17 protein-coding genes are annotated in these 17,955 nt (G+C 53.4%); 10 read left to right on the top strand and 7 right to left on the bottom strand.

The genetic code is table 11. The features are described from left to right. Positions 1 to 23: 23 nt before the first annotated feature. The 9 genes from murC to mutT all read left to right on the top strand — a co-directional run bounded on the left by murC (position 24) and on the right by mutT (position 10,744). Complete coding sequence (gene murC, locus C813_RS42090; RefSeq protein WP_017457929.1) at positions 24 to 1,499, top strand: UDP-N-acetylmuramate--L-alanine ligase; 1,476 nt, start codon at positions 24 to 26, stop codon at positions 1,497 to 1,499. Next, on the top strand, positions 1,492 to 2,412 hold the full coding sequence (locus tag C813_RS42085; protein ID WP_017457930.1) for a D-alanine--D-alanine ligase: 921 nt from the start codon (positions 1,492 to 1,494) through the stop codon (positions 2,410 to 2,412). Before murC ends, C813_RS42085 begins: the two co-directional genes overlap by 8 nt. 1 nt (position 2,413) lies before the next feature. Further along, positions 2,414 to 3,262 (top strand): cell division protein FtsQ, encoded by an 849-nt coding sequence (gene ftsQ, locus C813_RS42080; protein WP_017457931.1) that lies wholly within the window; start codon positions 2,414 to 2,416, stop codon positions 3,260 to 3,262. After that, the gene (ftsA, locus tag C813_RS42075; protein ID WP_017457932.1) at positions 3,259 to 4,515 is read left to right on the top strand and encodes a cell division protein FtsA; all 1,257 of its coding nucleotides are present in this window, start codon (positions 3,259 to 3,261) and stop codon (positions 4,513 to 4,515) included. Before ftsQ ends, ftsA begins: the two co-directional genes overlap by 4 nt. Before the next feature lie 61 nt (positions 4,516 to 4,576). Beyond that, positions 4,577 to 5,725, top strand: coding sequence for a cell division protein FtsZ (ftsZ, locus tag C813_RS42070; protein WP_007373153.1), 1,149 nt, complete (start codon positions 4,577 to 4,579; stop codon positions 5,723 to 5,725). A 100-nt stretch (positions 5,726 to 5,825) separates the two neighbouring features. After that, positions 5,826 to 6,743: a UDP-3-O-acyl-N-acetylglucosamine deacetylase gene (gene lpxC / locus C813_RS42065; protein WP_017457933.1), complete on the top strand. Its 918-nt coding sequence runs from the start codon at positions 5,826 to 5,828 to the stop codon at positions 6,741 to 6,743. 280 nt (positions 6,744 to 7,023) lie between these two features. Further along, positions 7,024 to 7,530 (top strand): secA translation cis-regulator SecM, encoded by a 507-nt coding sequence (gene secM / locus C813_RS42060; RefSeq protein ID WP_167579000.1) that lies wholly within the window; start codon positions 7,024 to 7,026, stop codon positions 7,528 to 7,530. Between the two features lie 59 nt (positions 7,531 to 7,589). Continuing rightward, entirely contained in the window at positions 7,590 to 10,295 is a 2,706-nt protein-coding gene (secA, locus tag C813_RS42055) for a preprotein translocase subunit SecA (RefSeq protein ID WP_017457935.1), read from the top strand. A 59-nt stretch (positions 10,296 to 10,354) separates the two neighbouring features. Then, positions 10,355 to 10,744, top strand: coding sequence for an 8-oxo-dGTP diphosphatase MutT (gene mutT, locus C813_RS42050; protein ID WP_017457936.1), 390 nt, complete (start codon positions 10,355 to 10,357; stop codon positions 10,742 to 10,744). 27 nt (positions 10,745 to 10,771) lie between these two features. On the opposite strand, the gene yacG is transcribed toward mutT, so the two are convergent. From yacG to coaE, 3 genes are read right to left on the bottom strand one after another with little or no spacing between them, the layout of a single operon-like run. Beyond that, positions 10,772 to 10,966 carry a DNA gyrase inhibitor YacG gene (gene yacG / locus C813_RS42045; RefSeq protein WP_017457937.1) on the bottom strand — a complete coding sequence of 65 codons (195 nt, stop codon included), beginning with the start codon at positions 10,964 to 10,966 and terminating at the stop codon, positions 10,772 to 10,774. Between the two features lie 11 nt (positions 10,967 to 10,977). After that, on the bottom strand, positions 10,978 to 11,721 hold the full coding sequence (gene zapD, locus C813_RS42040; RefSeq protein ID WP_017457938.1) for a cell division protein ZapD: 744 nt from the start codon (positions 11,719 to 11,721) through the stop codon (positions 10,978 to 10,980). Then, positions 11,721 to 12,341, bottom strand: a complete 621-nt coding sequence (gene coaE, locus C813_RS42035) for a dephospho-CoA kinase (protein ID WP_017457939.1) — start codon at positions 12,339 to 12,341, stop codon at positions 11,721 to 11,723. Before coaE ends, zapD begins: the two co-directional genes overlap by 1 nt. 319 nt (positions 12,342 to 12,660) lie before the next feature. On the opposite strand from coaE, the gene C813_RS42030 reads away from it, so the two are divergent. Further along, positions 12,661 to 13,704, top strand: coding sequence for a GMP reductase (locus tag C813_RS42030; protein WP_017457940.1), 1,044 nt, complete (start codon positions 12,661 to 12,663; stop codon positions 13,702 to 13,704). 32 nt (positions 13,705 to 13,736) lie between these two features. Here the strand turns inward: C813_RS42030 and hofC are convergent, their stop codons facing one another. The 4 genes from hofC to nadC form a co-directional block, all read right to left on the bottom strand. Continuing rightward, positions 13,737 to 14,939, bottom strand: coding sequence for a protein transport protein HofC (gene hofC, locus C813_RS42025; protein WP_017457941.1), 1,203 nt, complete (start codon positions 14,937 to 14,939; stop codon positions 13,737 to 13,739). Continuing rightward, positions 14,929 to 16,323, bottom strand: coding sequence for a type II secretion system protein GspE (gspE, locus tag C813_RS42020; RefSeq protein ID WP_017457942.1), 1,395 nt, complete (start codon positions 16,321 to 16,323; stop codon positions 14,929 to 14,931). The genes hofC and gspE overlap by 11 nt, the downstream gene beginning before the upstream one ends. A gap of 9 nt (positions 16,324 to 16,332) precedes the next feature. Beyond that, a complete protein-coding gene (gene ppdD, locus C813_RS42015) occupies positions 16,333 to 16,767 on the bottom strand; it encodes a prepilin peptidase-dependent pilin (protein ID WP_017457943.1) in 435 nt (144 codons plus the stop codon). A 176-nt stretch (positions 16,768 to 16,943) separates the two neighbouring features. Further along, positions 16,944 to 17,837, bottom strand: coding sequence for a carboxylating nicotinate-nucleotide diphosphorylase (gene nadC / locus C813_RS42010; protein WP_025263732.1), 894 nt, complete (start codon positions 17,835 to 17,837; stop codon positions 16,944 to 16,946). Between the last annotated feature and the right edge of the window lie 118 nt (positions 17,838 to 17,955).

Raw genomic sequence — 17,955 nt, 5'->3', positions numbered from 1 at the left:
AAGTAGTCGATGGCGTTTAGAGAATGAATACACAAGAACTGGCGAAACTGCGTTCAATCGTGCCCGAGATGCGTCGCGTCCGGCACATTCACTTTGTCGGCATTGGCGGTGCTGGCATGGGCGGTATTGCCGAAGTGCTGGCCAACGAAGGCTACCAGATTAGCGGCTCCGATTTGGCGCCGAATCCGGTTACGCAGCAATTGACGTCGCTTGGCGCCACGATTTATTTCAACCACCGCCCGGAAAACGTGAGCGATGCGAGCGTTGTGGTGGCTTCCAGCGCGATCTCTGCCGATAACCCGGAAATCGTAGCGGCGCATGAAGCGCGCATTCCGGTGATCCGCCGCGCTGAGATGCTGGCGGAATTAATGCGTTTTCGCCACGGCATTGCCATTGCCGGTACGCACGGCAAAACGACCACCACCGCGATGGTGGCAAGTATTTATGCAGAAGCCGGGCTGGACCCGACTTTTGTTAATGGTGGCCTGGTTAAAGCCGCTGGCGTGCATGCGCGCCTGGGGCATAGCCGTTACCTGATTGCGGAAGCGGATGAGAGCGATGCCTCGTTCCTGCATCTGCAGCCGATGGTGGCGATTGTCACCAATATCGAAGCTGACCATATGGATACTTACCAGGGTGACTTCGAAAATTTAAAAACGACCTTTATCAACTTCCTGCACAACCTGCCGTTCTATGGCCGTGCGGTGATGTGCGTCGACGATCCTGTTATTCGTGAGCTGTTGCCGCGAGTAGGTCGCCAGATTACCACCTACGGTTTTAGTGATGATGCGGATGTTCGCGTGGAAAACTACCGTCAGGTTGGGCCGCAGGGGCACTTTACGCTGGTGCGCCAGGATAAACCGGAACTGCGCGTGACGCTGAATGCGCCAGGTCGCCATAACGCGTTAAACGCGGCGGCGGCTGTTGCGGTAGCGACGGAAGAGGGGATCGAAGATGACGCGATCCTGCGCGCGCTTGAAAGCTTCCAGGGCACAGGCCGCCGTTTTGATTTCCTTGGTGAATACCCGCTGCAAGATGTAAACGGTAAAACCGGTACCGCGATGCTGGTTGACGATTATGGTCACCATCCGACAGAAGTGGATGCCACTATCAAAGCGGCGCGTGCGGGCTGGCCGGATAAAAACCTGGTGATGTTGTTTCAGCCGCACCGTTACACGCGTACTCGAGATCTGTATGACGATTTCGCCAATGTGCTGACCCAGGTGGATTCACTGCTGATGCTGGAAGTTTATCCGGCGGGTGAAGCGGCGATCCCGGGCGCAGATAGCCGTTCTCTGTGTCGCACTATTCGCGGTCGCGGCAAGATCGATCCGATTCTGGTGTCCGATCCGGCGCAGGTTGCCGCGATGCTGGCACCGGTGCTGACCGGCAACGATCTGATCCTGATCCAGGGCGCTGGTAACGTCGGTAAGATTGCGCGCAGCCTGGCCGAGAGCAAACTGAAACCGCAGATTGTGGAGGAGGAGCGCCGTGGCTGAGAAAGTAGCGGTTCTGCTGGGCGGAACCTCCGCCGAGCGTGACGTTTCGCTTAATTCCGGTGCAGCGGTGCTGGCAGGTTTGCGTGAAGGCGGCGTTGATGCGCATGGTGTTGATCCGCGCGATGTGGATGTCACCCGCCTGAAAGAGATGGGTTTCAGTAAAGCGTTTATCGCCTTGCATGGTCGCGGCGGTGAAGATGGCACTCTGCAGGGGCTACTGGAATTAACCGATATTCCTTATACCGGAAGCGGTGTGATGGCCTCGGCGATTTCAATGGATAAAGGGCGCAGCAAGCTGCTGTGGCAGGGGGCGGGGTTACCCGTTGCGCCGTGGGTGGCACTGACGCGCAGCGAATTTGAATCAGGCCTGAAAACTATTGATATTCAACGCATTGAGGTGCTGGGGTTACCTGTTATTGTCAAGCCCAGCCGCGAAGGTTCAAGCGTCGGGATGTCAAAGGTCGATAAAAGTGAAGGACTGCATGCTGCATTAGCGCTTGCATTTCAACATGATGATGAAGTTCTGATTGAAAAATGGCTCAGTGGGCCTGAATTTACCGTCGCCCTGCTTGGAAATGAAATTTTACCGTCGATTCGTATTCAACCGGCGGGAATCTTCTATGATTATGAGGCGAAATATCTCTCTGATGAGACGAAGTATTTTTGCCCATCAGGTCTGGAAGTGGACGATGAAGCAGCATTACATGTCCTGGTGCGTGAAGCCTGGCAAGTTTTAGGCTGCCGTGGGTGGGGCCGTATCGATGTCATGCTGGACAGCGATGGACAATTTTATTTGCTGGAAGCGAATACCTCGCCAGGAATGACCAGCCACAGCCTGGTGCCGATGGCGGCACGTCAGGCAGGGTTGAGCTTTTCCCAGTTAGTTGTTCGTATTCTGGAATTGGCGGAGTGATATGTCACAGGCTGCGCTGAACACGCGAAATCGCGAAGCGGAGGCTGTCAAAATCTCCCGCCGCAACAATGGAACGCGTCTTGCAGGTATAGTATTCCTGCTGACGGTGCTGTGCACTGTGTTGGTGAGTGGCTGGGTGGTACTGGGTTGGATGGACGACGCACAGCGTTTGCCGTTATCAAAGCTGGTGTTGACAGGCGATCGTCATTACACCCGCAACGATGATATTCGCCAATCTATTTTGGCGTTGGGCGCGCCCGGCACGTTTATGACGCAGGACGTTAACATCATTCAAAGCCAGATAGAACGTCTGCCCTGGATCAAGCAGGCGAGCGTCAGAAAACAGTGGCCAGACGAATTGAAGATTCATCTGGTTGAATATGTGCCCATTGCGCGGTGGAATGATCAGCATATGGTTGATGTGGACGGCAACGCATTTAGCGTGCCGGCCGAACGAACCAGTAAACAGATTTTACCGATGTTGTACGGCCCTGAAGGGAGCGAAAGCGAAGTATTACAGGGCTACCGTGACATGGGGCAAGTGCTGGCAAAGGATAAATTCACGTTAAAAGAGGCGGCGATGACCGCGCGGCGTTCATGGCAAGTGACGCTCAGCAATGACATCAAGCTTAATCTGGGCCGTGGCGATACGATGAAACGTCTGGCGCGCTTTGTGGAACTCTACCCGGTTCTCCAGCAGCAGGCGCAAACGGATGGCAAAGAGATTAGCTACGTGGATTTACGCTATGACTCAGGTGCGGCCGTAGGCTGGAAAGTGGCCCCTGTTCAGGAACCGAATCAGCAGCAAAATCAGGCACAACAGAATCAGGCACAGGCAGAGCAACAATGATCAAGGCGACGGACAGAAAACTGGTAGTAGGACTGGAGATTGGCACCGCGAAGGTCGCCGCTTTAGTAGGGGAAGTTCTGCCCGACGGTATTGTGAATATCATTGGCGTAGGCAGTTGTCCGTCTCGTGGGATGGATAAAGGCGGAGTGAACGATCTGGAATCGGTGGTGAAATGCGTTCAGCGCGCTATCGATCAGGCTGAATTGATGGCCGATTGCCAGATTTCATCGGTCTACCTTGCGCTCTCGGGGAAGCATATTAGCTGTCAGAACGAGATTGGTATGGTGCCAATTTCGGAAGAAGAAGTTACGCAGGAAGATGTGGAAAACGTGGTGCATACGGCTAAATCGGTACGTGTGCGCGATGAACACCGTGTTTTACATGTGATTCCGCAGGAGTACGCTATCGACTACCAGGAAGGGATCAAAAACCCGGTAGGTCTGTCTGGCGTACGCATGCAGGCGAAAGTGCATTTGATTACTTGCCATAACGATATGGCGAAAAACATCGTTAAAGCCGTTGAACGATGTGGTTTGAAAGTTGACCAACTTATTTTTGCCGGACTGGCTTCCAGCTACTCCGTGCTGACTGAAGATGAACGTGAGCTGGGTGTCTGCGTCGTCGACATCGGCGGTGGTACAATGGATATGGCGGTTTATACCGGCGGTGCGCTGCGTCATACCAAAGTTATCCCTTACGCGGGGAACGTGGTAACCAGCGACATTGCGTATGCCTTTGGTACACCACCGAGCGATGCTGAGGCGATTAAAGTTCGCCACGGTTGTGCACTGGGTTCGCTGGTTGGCAAAGACGAGAGCGTTGAGGTACCGAGTGTTGGCGGCCGTCCGCCACGTAGCCTGCAGCGTCAGACGCTGGCAGACGTTATAGAGCCGCGCTACACCGAGCTGCTCAACCTGGTGAACGACGAAATTTTGCAGTTACAGGAACAGCTTCGCCAACAAGGTGTGAAACATCATCTGGCGGCGGGGATTGTGTTGACCGGCGGTGCGGCGCAAATGGAAGGCCTGGCGGCCTGCGCGCAGCGCGTGTTCCATACGCAGGTGCGTATTGGTGCGCCGCTCAATATTACTGGTTTAACGGATTACGCCCAGGAGCCGTACTATTCAACGGCGGTGGGGTTGCTGCACTACGGGAAAGAGACCCATTTAAGTGGTGAAGCAGAAGTTGAAAAACGCGTGTCAGTCGGTTCGTGGTTCAAACGAATCAACAGCTGGCTGCGAAAAGAGTTTTAATTTTTTTCAGAGACCGTAGAGAATTAACGGTTTCAGGCGACAGGCACAACGGAGAGAGATTATGTTTGAACCGATGGAATTAACCAACGACGCGGTGATTAAAGTCATCGGCGTCGGTGGCGGCGGCGGTAACGCCGTAGAGCATATGGTGCGCGAGCGCATTGAAGGGGTTGAGTTCTTCGCGGTGAATACTGACGCTCAGGCGTTGCGTAAAACAGCGGTGGGGCAAACCATTCAGATCGGTGGTGGTATCACCAAAGGTCTGGGCGCTGGAGCAAACCCTGAAGTTGGCCGTAACGCGGCGGAAGAGGATCGTGAAGCGCTGCGCGCTGCGCTGGAAGGCGCTGACATGGTCTTTATCGCAGCGGGTATGGGCGGCGGTACCGGTACCGGTGCGGCACCTGTAGTGGCTGAAGTTGCAAAAGATCTGGGTATCCTGACCGTTGCTGTCGTGACTAAGCCTTTCAATTTTGAAGGTAAGAAGCGTATGGCATTTGCGGAGCAGGGGATCACGGAGCTGTCCAAGCATGTGGACTCGCTGATCACCATCCCTAATGACAAGCTGCTGAAAGTGCTGGGTCGTGGTATTTCGCTGCTGGATGCATTTGGCGCGGCGAACGATGTGCTGAAAGGCGCAGTGCAGGGTATTGCAGAACTGATTACCCGTCCGGGTCTGATGAACGTCGACTTTGCTGACGTGCGCACCGTGATGTCCGAAATGGGCTACGCGATGATGGGCTCTGGCGTTGCCAGCGGCGAAGATCGCGCGGAAGAAGCGGCCGAAATGGCCATTTCCAGCCCGCTGCTGGAAGATATCGATCTGTCTGGTGCGCGTGGTGTGCTGGTTAACATCACGGCGGGCTTCGACCTGCGTCTGGATGAGTTCGAGACCGTAGGTAATACTATCCGTGCGTTTGCATCGGATAACGCAACTGTGGTTATCGGTACTTCCCTTGATCCGGATATGAACGACGAACTGCGTGTTACTGTTGTAGCGACTGGTATCGGTATGGACAAGCGTCCGGAAATTACCCTGGTCACCAATAAACAAGCGCAGCAGCCGGTAATGGATCGCTATCAGCAGCACGGCATGCAGCCGATGCAGCAGGAGCAGAAACCAGCGAAAGTGGTTAACGACAATACGCCGCAGACCACTAAAGAGCCTGATTATCTGGATATTCCTGCGTTTTTGCGTAAGCAAGCAGATTAAGAATTTGCTGGAAGTTGGGCTTCGTCGCTCTTTGTGCTAAACTGGCCGTCCGATTGTGTTATACAATTTGGTTGGATTGGTAATTAGGCGAGATTATACGATGATCAAACAAAGGACACTTAAACGTATCGTTCAGGCGACTGGTGTCGGTTTACATACCGGCAAGAAAGTCACACTGACGTTGCGCCCTGCGCCGGCAAATACCGGGGTCATCTATCGTCGCACTGACTTAAATCCACCGGTAGATTTCCCGGCTGATGCTAAATCTGTGCGTGATACAATGCTCTGTACTTGTCTGGTCGACGAGCATGACGTGCGGATTTCAACCGTTGAGCACTTAAATGCTGCTCTGGCGGGCTTAGGCATCGACAACATTATTGTCGAAGTTGACGCGCCGGAAATTCCGATTATGGATGGCAGTGCTGCACCATTCGTTTACCTGCTGCTGGATGCAGGGCTCGAAGAGCTGAACAGTGCCAAAAAATTTGTTCGCATCAAAGAAACGGTGCGCGTTGAAGACGGTGACAAGTGGGCTGAGTTCAAACCGCATAACGGTTTTACACTCGACTTCACCATCGACTTTAACCACCCGGCAATTGATGCCAGTACGCAACGTTACGCGATGAACTTCTCTGCTGACGCGTTTATGCGCCAGATTAGCCGTGCGCGTACCTTCGGTTTCATGCGTGATATCGAATACCTCCAGTCTCGCGGATTGTGCCTGGGCGGTAGCTTCGATTGTGCCATCGTAGTGGATGATTATCGCGTACTGAACGAAGACGGTCTGCGTTTCGAAGATGAATTTGTTCGTCACAAAATGCTGGATGCAATTGGCGATCTGTTCATGTGTGGTCACAACATTATTGGTGCATTTACCGCTTATAAATCCGGTCATGCGCTGAATAATAAATTGTTGCAGGCTGTTCTGGCGAAACAGGAAGCTTGGGAATATGTGACTTTCGAAGACGAAGCAGAACTGCCGCTGGCATTCAAAGCCCCGTCAATGGTTCTGGCGTAACGCTATAACCTCAAAATCGACTGGTTAACCTGGCACTCTCTCCGGTCAGGGAAACCAGTCGTTTTTATTTGTGCATTTCATCAAAAACGCCAGTGCGCGGATCCAATTCAAAACCTTATCTTCCCGCTTTTTCTAGTGCGACTGCTGCTTTCCTGTCCAGTTTTCTACCTTGCAACGCCCGAATACTGCTGTGGCGTAGTGGCTTTAGTGGTAAGATTTGGGGCGCAAAACGACATATACTGACGCATTTTGAGACAGGCGTTATTTTAGGGTGGAGCAAGTGAGCGGAATACTGACGCGCTGGCGACAATTTGGCAGACGCTATTTCTGGCCGCATCTCTTATTAGGGATGGTCGCGGCGAGTTTTGGTTTACCTGCGCTTGCCAGTAATACAGAAACAGCCCAGCCCGCACGCGAAACGACCCGCAATCACGATAACGCCAGTGCGGTCAATTTCAGCAGTTTTGCCTTACTGGAAGCGAAGCGCCGTCCGAACTTCACTGTCGACTATTGGCACCAGCATGCCATTCGCACCGTTATTCGTCACCTTTCGTTCGCCATGGCACCGCAAGCGCTGCCGGTGGCAACGGAAGAGCCGTTGCCGATTCAGGTACATCATCTTGCTTTGCTGGACACGCTCAGCGCGCTGCTGACGCTGGAAAGCAAGCCGCCAGCAATTGTTCGTCTTGCTGCCCAAACCACCTTCGTACCGCATACCGCGTTTCGCGTTTCCACCTGGATAAGCCAGGTACAAGGTATCCGCGCCGGGCCTCAGCGTCTCAGCTAAAAAAACGAGTCTTTTTATCCATTTTTAGCTCCATAAACGGGGCGCTTGAGATTTTTATTATGCTTACCAATTTGTTAACTAAAGTATTCGGTAGTCGTAACGATCGTACGCTGCGTCGCATGCGTAAAACTGTTGCCCAGATTAACGCCATGGAACCGGCCATGGAGCAGCTCAGCGATGACGAGCTGAAAGGTAAAACTGCTGAGTTTCGCGCGCGTCTGGAAAAAGGCGAAAGCGTAGATAGCCTGCTGCCAGAAGCATTCGCCGTCGTGCGAGAAGCGAGTAAACGCGTGTTCGGCATGCGCCATTTCGATGTGCAGTTGCTGGGCGGTATGGTTCTTAACGATCGCTGTATCGCAGAGATGCGTACCGGTGAAGGGAAAACGTTAACCGCAACATTGCCGGCCTACCTGAATGCTCTGAGCGGTAAGGGCGTGCACGTCGTAACCGTGAACGACTATCTGGCGCAACGTGACGCCGAAAACAACCGCCCACTGTTTGAATTCCTCGGTCTGAGCGTTGGCATCAACCTGCCGGGCATGCCGTCTGTCGCTAAGCGCGAAGCCTATGCTGCTGACATTACTTACGGTACAAACAACGAATACGGCTTCGATTACCTGCGCGATAACATGGCGTTCAGCCCTGAAGAACGCGTGCAACGTAAACTGCACTACGCGCTGGTGGATGAGGTCGACTCCATCCTGATCGATGAAGCGCGTACTCCGCTGATCATCTCTGGTCCGGCGGAAGACAGCTCCGATCTGTATAAAAAAGTAAATAAAATCATTCCGCACCTGATCCGTCAGGAGAAAGAGGATTCCGACACTTTCCAGGGCGAAGGCCACTTCTCGGTAGACGAGAAAGCGCGTCAGGTTACCCTAACCGAACGTGGTCTGGTGCTGATTGAAGAGCTGCTGGTGAAAGAAGGTATCATGGAAGAGGGTGAGTCGCTCTACTCGCCAGCGAATATCATGCTGATGCACCACGTCACTGCCGCTCTGCGTGCGCATGTGCTGTTTACCCGTGATGTGGACTACATCGTGAAAGATGGCGAAGTCATCATCGTTGACGAACATACCGGGCGTACCATGCAGGGACGTCGCTGGTCCGATGGTCTGCACCAGGCCGTTGAAGCCAAAGAAGGCGTGGAAATCCAGAATGAAAACCAGACTCTGGCCTCCATTACCTTCCAGAACTATTTCCGTCTGTATGAAAAACTCGCCGGGATGACCGGTACTGCGGATACCGAAGCGTTTGAATTCAGTTCAATTTATAAACTGGATACCGTTGTCGTTCCGACTAACCGCCCGATGATCCGTAAAGATATGCCGGATCTGGTCTATATGACCGAAGCGGAGAAAATTCAGGCGATTATCGAAGACATCAAAGAGCGTACGGCAAAAGGTCAGCCAGTGCTGGTGGGGACTATCTCCATCGAAAAATCAGAAGTTGTGTCCAATGAGCTGACAAAAGCGGGCATCAAGCACAACGTTCTGAACGCCAAATTCCACGCCAAAGAAGCAGAGATCGTGGCGCAAGCGGGCTACACTGGTGCGGTGACCATTGCGACAAACATGGCGGGTCGTGGTACGGATATCGTGCTGGGCGGCAGCTGGCAGGCTGAGCTGGCAGAGATCGAAGAGCCAACGCCTGAGCAAATCGCCAAAGTGAAAGCCGACTGGCAGGTGCGTCACGACGCAGTACTGGCGGCAGGCGGCCTGCACATTATCGGTACTGAGCGTCATGAATCACGCCGTATCGATAACCAGTTGCGTGGTCGTTCTGGTCGTCAGGGCGATGCGGGTTCCTCCCGTTTCTATCTTTCCATGGAAGATGCGCTGATGCGTATTTTCGCCTCCGACCGTGTTTCCGGCATGATGCGTAAGCTGGGGATGAAGCCGGGCGAAGCGATTGAGCACCCGTGGGTCACGAAAGCCATTGCCAACGCCCAGCGTAAAGTGGAAAGCCGCAACTTTGATATTCGTAAGCAACTGCTGGAATACGATGATGTGGCCAACGATCAGCGTCGTGCGATTTACACCCAGCGTAACGAATTGCTGGATGTGTCTGATGTCAGCGAAACGATTACCAGCATCCGTGAAGATGTCTTTAAAGCGACTATTGACGGCCATATTCCGCCGCAGTCGCTGGAAGAGATGTGGGATGTCCCGGGTCTGCAGGAACGCCTGAAAAACGACTTCGACCTCGACTTGCCGATTGCAGAATGGCTGGACAAAGAGCCGGATCTGCATGAAGAAACGTTGCGTGAACGTATTCTGCAAAGCGCGGTAGAAACCTATCAGCGCAAAGAGGAAGTTGTTGGCGCCGAGATGATGCGTCACTTCGAAAAAGGCGTAATGCTGCAAACGCTCGATTCTCTGTGGAAAGAGCACCTGGCAGCGATGGATTATCTGCGTCAGGGTATCCACCTGCGTGGTTATGCGCAAAAAGATCCGAAGCAGGAATATAAGCGTGAATCCTTCGCTATGTTTGCTGCAATGCTGGAGTCGCTGAAATACGAAGTCATCAGCACGCTGAGTAAGGTTCAGGTGCGTATGCCGGAAGAAGTGGAAGAGATGGAGCTGCAGCGTCGTCAGGAAGCTGAGCGTCTGGCGCAGATGCAGCAACTTAGCCACCAGGATGACGAATCCGCCGCTGCGGCAGAACTTGCCTCGCAAACTGGCGAACGCAAAGTAGGGCGCAACGATCCATGCCCGTGTGGTTCCGGTAAAAAATACAAACAGTGCCACGGGCGTCTGGCATAACCCGTTGATAATAATTACTAAGGCGCAGATATCTGCGCCTTTTTTATGAGATCTGCAGAATGAAAATACTCAACATCGCCGTAGGGATCATCCGTAATCCGCAAGGAGAAATTTTTATTACCCGCCGAGCCGCCGATGCGCATATGGCAAATAAACTGGAATTTCCGGGTGGCAAGATTGAAGCCGGTGAAACACCGGAACAAGCCATGATCCGTGAATTACAGGAAGAAGTGGGTATAACGCCTGTTGAAACAGTACTGTTTGATAAGCTGGAATATCAGTTCCCGGATCGCCATATCACGTTGTGGTTCTGGCTGGTAGAGCGCTGGGAAGGGCAGCCCTGGGGTAAAGAGGGACAGCCAGGCGAGTGGATAGCGCAGGATAAGCTGAATGCGGAAGATTTCCCGCCCGCGAATGAACCCGTAATAACCAAGCTGGCGCAGCGCTAAGCAACGCGCCAGCAGGTTCGCAGGCGACTACGGCTGCTCTTCACTCCAGTCATCGCTGTCGGATAGATCGCCTGAACTTGGAATACGCTTCTCTTCTGCTGCCCATTCGCCTAAGTCAATAAGCTGACAGCGTTTGGAGCAGAAGGGGCGAAACGGGCTTTCTTCACCCCAGACCACAGATTTGCCGCAGGTTGGGCAGTTAACCATCGTAGCTTCAGTCATTACGGAACTCCTTAACAGCAGGCCAGTTCAAAATCCAGCCGCTCCGGTACCAGGCCGTTTTCGCTGTCGAGGGGCATAAAACGAATAGCAAAGCGGCTCTTATGGCCGGAAATTTGTGGATATAAACGGTCTTTCAAAGGCAATTGCAGGCGCAACAAATCGGCATCTTCGCCATTATCCTGGTAAAAACCATTCAGGCTGGTCTGGCGCCGAAATGGTGCAGCATTGCGAATAAGATCAAGGATCAGGGACAACGTTGCGCGTAGCGGTTCAAGGCTTGCAAGCCATAATTCGATTTGCGCATCTCGCTGTTCTTGCGGTAAATACAGCCACATATGCAAAGTGGGTAAATCGAAACTACAACATCCGCCGGGGATGCTCAGGCGCTGGCGCACCAGCCCAATCAGACGATCTTCACGTAATAACTGACCGATGCGCGGTGCGGTCATCAGCACAGCGCCGCTCTCTTTCAACTGCTGGCGGATAGCCTCAATACGATTAAGATCAACACCGGGTACTTCGCTCCAGGCGCGCAGTTTACGCTGCTGGCGCTCCAGTTCTTTCAGTAATTCAGTGCGGGTATCGCCCCGCTCAAACACATCCAGCAATTCACCTACGTTGCGGAAAAAATGCAGCGCGCCAGCATGATCGCTCACCGGTAAATGAACCGAAAGTTGTTGCAGTAAAAACTCAACGCGCAGCCAGGTACGCATCTTTTCGTTAAGCGGATGTTCAAAAAGGATGTGGGTGTGCATTACGGTTTTTCCTGTGATACGGCCTGCGAAGCATAGTGTAGATAGGCTGCGTGCAGGCGGGCAACATCCGATGCTATCGCATCTGGTGCGCCATTATTGTCAATAACATCATCCGCGATGGCAATTCGCGCTTCACGCGAGGCCTGGGCCGCGAGAATTTTTTCTGCATGTTCGCGGCTGACGCCATCACGCTGCATGGTGCGTGAAATCTGTGTCTCAACCGGGACGTCGATGACTAAAACGCGATCGGCTTTATCATAAAGCTGGTTTTCCACCAGCAACGGAACAACCCACAGTACATAAGGTGACGTCGCTTGCGCAATCTGGCGTTGGGTCAGTTGTTGAATAAGCGGGTGGAGCAAACCATTTAGCCATGTTTTATCGGCTGGGGAAGCAAAAATATGTTCGCGCAACAAACGACGATTCAGTGAACCGTCCTTGTGAAGCATTTCAGCGCCGAAATGCCCGACAATGGCGCGTAATGCTTCGCTTCCGGGCTCCACAACCTGTCGTGCAATAATATCCGCGTCGATAACATTAACACCCAATGCAGCGAAGGCATTTGCCACGGTGCTTTTACCGCTGCCGATGCCGCCAGTTAACGCGACCGTATACCCCATAACGCTGAGTCCTAAAATAGCCTGCCATTGATCACTATGCGCTTTTTTCCCTGCTTTCGTAACGGCATTTTGCCGTCTCTAATAAGGGAAAAACGCAAAAGTGCTAATATAATTATTAAATTATTCAGTTGGTTGTGATTAAAGCAAGCGATAATGAAATCAATTAACCCAAACTTGCCTGTTCACCAGGTAAATTTATAGGATTGTAGCGTAAAAAAAGAGAATTTCGCAGTCTTGCGCGGCCCTTATTAGCGCGTATGATAGCGTCACTGGAGTTGTGAGTTTGTTATGTCGCCATTAACCCCAGGAATCTGCACACATGCGTATTGAAGAAGATCTGAAGTTAGGTTTTAAAGACGTTCTTATCCGCCCTAAACGTTCTACCCTCAAAAGCCGTTCCGATGTTGAACTGGAGCGCAAATTCACATTTAAACATTCCGGGATGAACTGGTCCGGCGTACCCGTTATCGCTGCCAATATGGATACCGTTGGCACGTTTGCGATGGCGAAAGCGTTGGCGTCCTTCGATATTCTTACCGCTGTACACAAACACTACTTTGTTGAAGACTGGAAAGCCTTTGTTCAGCGTGAATCTGCAGATGTGCTGCGTCATGTGATGGTTTCTACTGGTACATCCGATGCTGATTTCGAAAAAACCAAACAGATCCTCGCGTTACATGCAGATCTGAATTTTGTCTGCATCGATGTGGCGAACGGCTACTCAGAACATTTTGTGCAATTCGTTGCGAAAGCGCGTGAAGCCTGGCCGAATAAAACCATCTGTGCCGGTAACGTCGTAACAGGTGAAATGTGTGAGGAACTCATTCTTTCCGGTGCCGACATCGTGAAAGTAGGTATCGGCCCGGGTTCCGTATGTACCACACGTGTGAAAACTGGCGTTGGTTACCCTCAGTTGTCTGCGGTGATCGAGTGTGCCGATGCGGCTCACGGCCTCGGCGGCCAGATTGTCAGTGATGGCGGCTGTACCGTGCCTGGCGATGTGGCGAAAGCTTTCGGCGGCGGCGCGGATTTCGTCATGCTCGGCGGTATGCTGGCGGGCCATGAAGAGAGCGGTGGCACCATCGTTGAAGAAAACGGTGAGAAATTCATGCTTTTCTATGGCATGAGCTCCGAATCTGCCATGAATCGCCACGTTGGTGGTGTTGCAGGTTACCGTGCGGCGGAAGGCAAAACCGTGAAGCTGACGCTGCGTGGCCCGGTGGAAAATACTGCTCGCGATATCCTCGGCGGTTTGCGTTCTGCTTGTACTTATGTTGGCGCTTCCCGCCTGAAGGAGTTGACCAAACGCACCACCTTTATCCGCGTTCAGGAGCAGGAAAACCGCGTTTTCAATAGCCTCTGATAGTTTTGCAGGCGCACAACGTTGCGCCTGCATTATCCGCCACCACTCATCGCATCTCCCAGATGAAAGATGGGCAAATACATTGCCACAACTAATACCCCGATAATCAGCCCTGTCACCACCAGTAATAGCGGTTCCAGTACTGCTGCCAGACCATCAGCCTGACGCTGGGTTTGCTCGCTATGATGTTGCGCCAGATTCTCCAGCATACTATCCAGCGCGCCAGAAACTTCCCCTGTGCGAACGAGTTGAATACACAACGGCGGGAATTCACCGCTCTGTTGTAACGCCACCGAAATCGCCGCACCCTGGGTAATTTCCTGATGCGCGCGTTGCAGCACCGCCTGCCAGTAAGGGCAGGAGACGGTTTCCCGTACGCTCTCCAGCCCTTGCAAAAACGCGATCCCCGCACGCTGCGTTAGCGCCAGGACGGTAAATATCTGGCTCAGGCGCTGTCCACGAATCAGCGGGCCAATGATTGGGCATGCCAGAAGTAACCGCTGTCGATGGCGTTGCCAGCCTGCATGGTTGCGCAGCATCCGTAAAGCACCGCTTGTTAATAACGCGCAAACCATTAAGGGCAGAGCCGCTTGCTGCATGATCGCAGCACCCGCAATGACGCCTCGCGTCAGCATCGGCAGCGGAGTATTGAATGTGCGGTAAATGGCGGTAAATTCCGGCAGTACCAGATAGATCATGGCCAGTACCACGGCGGCAGTCAGTGAAAGGATGATTAACGGATAGCGCAGCGCTTTTTTCACCTTAAGCGTTAACTCTCGCTGCGCTTTTTGCTGGCTGGCGAGTTTAAAGCAGCACTCATCCAGCTTGCCGGTTAATTCTCCGGTGCGAATCATCGCCAGCCAGAGCGGTGGAAATACCTCTGGCCACTGGCGCAGTGCAGCGGAGAAGGTTTCCCCCTGTTCCAGCGCTTGTGCCAGGTGGTGTAACAATGCGCGCCATTGCTTTGCAGGGTGCTGTTCTGCCAGAAGTTGTAACCCTTCCGGCAACGTTAATCCTGCCCGCAGTAAGGTTGCCAGTTGATGAAGTAACTGGCTGCTGTGTTCCGGCTTCCACAGTGCACGCCGTATAACGCAGCGCTTTATAGCAAGCGGATGGATTTGCTGTTGGTATAACAGCAACAGTATGCTGGTGCGGTTTTCGCTCCAGAACAACCCACTTTGCAGTTCGCCGCTTTTCTCAAGCCCGGACCATTGCCAGAGTTGTTTACTGGCCATCAGCGAAACCCAATATCCGAACCAGTTCCTCGAACGTGGTCAGCCCTTGCTCAACGACGAGGCAGCCATGCTGAAAAAGCGTGGTCATCCCACCTGCGCGTGCTCGCTGTTCGATCTCATCCGCGCTGAGATCGCTGGCGATGGCCTGGCGAACGTCCGGGGTGATGGCGAGCACTTCGAATAACGCGACGCGTCCATAGAAACCGTGGTAGCACTGTTCACAACCTTCGGCGCGCCAGCGAGGCAGCGAACGCGGCCACAGATTGCCGGGCAAATGATGGTTTTCTACCCCCAGTTTGCGGCAATGCGGGCAAAGCTTTCTCACCAGCCGCTGCGCGACAACCAATGATAGGGCGGAGGAGATCATCCATCGCGCAACCCCCATTTGCTGAATGCGCACCAGCGTTTCGCTGGTGGAGTTAGTGTGCAATGTCGACAGCACCAGGTGACCGGTTTGTGCGGCTTTAATGGCAATTTCCGCCGTTTCGCCATCGCGGATTTCGCCGACCATGATGATATCGGGATCCTGGCGCAGTAAGGCGCGCAGCACGCTTTGAAAGGTCAACCCGGCACGTGGGTTTATCTGCGTCTGATTCAAACCGTCCAGTGGGATCTCGACCGGATCTTCAACGCTACAAATGTTAACTTCCTGCTTGTTACGCGCCTGAAGTGCGCTGTATAGCGTCACTGTTTTACCACTGCCAGTAGGCCCAGTGACCAGCAACAGCCCTTGCGGTTGCGCCAGCGCGTTATTAAAGAGCGCCATTTGCGCTTCTGTCATACCAAGGGCGGCGATCTCCAGTGCTTGGTTAACCTGGTGCAAAAGGCGCAAGACGACTTTTTCGCCGTGGCGGCAGGGCAGGGTTGCGATACGAAACGAAACGGACTGTCCAGACAACTCGACATTGAACTGTCCATCCTGAGGAAGGCGTCGTTCGGCAATATCAAGATTACCGAGTACTTTTAGCCTTGCTGTCAGGGTGCTGGCAAGTGAGCCGGGGAGCGGTGACAAAGCATGCAGCACCCCGTCGACACGCAGGCGAATAACATACTGGGTTTCGCCGGGTTCGAAATGAATGTCGGAGGCACGCAGCATCAGTGCCTGTTGCAGCGTGTGGTTTAAAATTTCAACCGCAGAGCCGCTCTCCTCTTTGGGTTCTTGTATTGCTGGCGCTGGAGCCTGCGCGGTTATCTGTTGGTGTTTATCCATCTGTTCTGCTGTCCAGCAGCGGATATCGATGCGTTTTTGCACCGCGAATTGCAGGGATTCCATCAACTCTGTGCTGGGGCTATCCACGACGGCAATAGTGAGCACATCGATTTCATTATTGAGCACTACTGCATTGTGGCGCTGGCAGAGCGCGATAAGTTTGTCCTCTTTCATTGCTGCTCCTTAGCGTCCGGTACGGAAAACATCTTCGCAAGCCTGCTGCAGTGCGCTATCCGCTTGCGTATTGCAAGTGCGCGTCCAACCCTGCATACCCTCGGCACTGTTCCACTGTGGCGTCATGACCACACTCAGTCCGTTCAGACTCTCTTGCCCGGTCAGCGTGACGATGCCTTTTGCAACGCTCATGGCAGAAACATATCGCGTGGTTGTCGGCGCAGGTATGCCATTACTGCTGGCATCGCAGGTCTCTAAGCCACCGCGCTCAAGCGCACATAACTCGATTGCGGTGCGATAGGGAACATAGGCTTGCAGCATGTCGGTGAGTGCGGCTTTACGCAGGTAGTTTTGATAGGCGGGAATACCGATAGCGCTCAAAATGGCAATGATGCCGATAACCACCATTAACTCAATTAAAGTGAATCCTTGCTGTCTGTTCATAAACGGCTCCTTGTTTTGAGCCGCTACTCTGTCAGCCCCTGGGCCGGCTGGCGAGGTGTAAAAAGAGAGGTGGGAAAGAGGCTTCCAGCGTTATTGATGGAATTGCAGTTCACCGCAAAAAAGGTGCGAGCTAACGCGCAAAAAAAACGGGCCAGTGGCCCGTTCAAGAGCGAGGACTAGCGAAAGCGCATTGACAGGTCGAGCGCGCGAACATGTTTGGTGAGTGCACCGACCGAGATGTAATCAACACCGGTTTCGGCGTATTCGCGCAGGGTTTCCTGCGTCACGTTGCCGGAAACTTCCAGCCGCGCCTGACCATGGGTACGCTTCACGGCTTCGCGCATTTGTTCAGTGGCGAAGTTATCCAGCATGATGATATCCGCTCCGGCTTTCAGGGCGTCGTCCAGCTCTTCCAGCGATTCCACCTCGACTTCAACCGGCACATCCGGGTGCATCCAGAAGGCTTGTTCTACCGCCTTACGTACAGAACCCGCAGCGATAATATGGTTCTCTTTGATCAGAAATGCATCGGAAAGGCCAAGCCGGTGGTTCGCGCCGCCGCCGCACAGTACCGCGTATTTCAGCGCGGTGCGCAGCCCCGGCAGCGTTTTGCGGGTATCCAGTAGTTGAGTTTTGGTGCCGCTGAGCAGATCCACATAGCGGCGCACTTCGCTGGCGACACCGGAAAGTGTCTGGACAAAATTGAGCGCGGTACGTTCGCCAGTGAGTAACACGCGCGAAGGGCCTTCAAGCTCAAATAGCGGCTGGTTGGCACGAATCGCATCACCATCCGCGACAAGCCAGGTGATAGCGACGTCATCGCCCGCCAGTTGAATAAAGACCTCTTCAACCCAGCGCTTGCCACAGAATACGCCGTCTTCACGGGTGATGATCACCGCATGAGAGCGGTTCTCTGGCGGTAACAATTGCGCGGTAATGTCGTTATTTGCATCGACTTCTCCACCCAGATCTTCACGCAGGGCCTGAGCCACTGCGGCGGGGATATCCAGCTCGATGCGTTCGAGCAGCGCGTCACGTCGGTGATCGGGGTTATAGCGGCGAGGCGGCATGATAAACTCCAAAAAGGGTAACGAATCACAAAGTTAGGTGATGTCCTGCTGGCAACGCCATTACGGGACACAGTGCAAACATGCTACTCTGAAGCGTGTTTCAGCACCATCCTCTATA

It is taken from the genome of Kosakonia sacchari SP1 (assembly GCF_000300455.3).
In the GTDB taxonomy this organism is placed as follows: domain Bacteria; phylum Pseudomonadota; class Gammaproteobacteria; order Enterobacterales; family Enterobacteriaceae; genus Kosakonia; species Kosakonia sacchari.
Note: the sequence above shows the minus strand (reverse complement) of the source record. Positions and strands in the feature narration are given on the sequence as shown.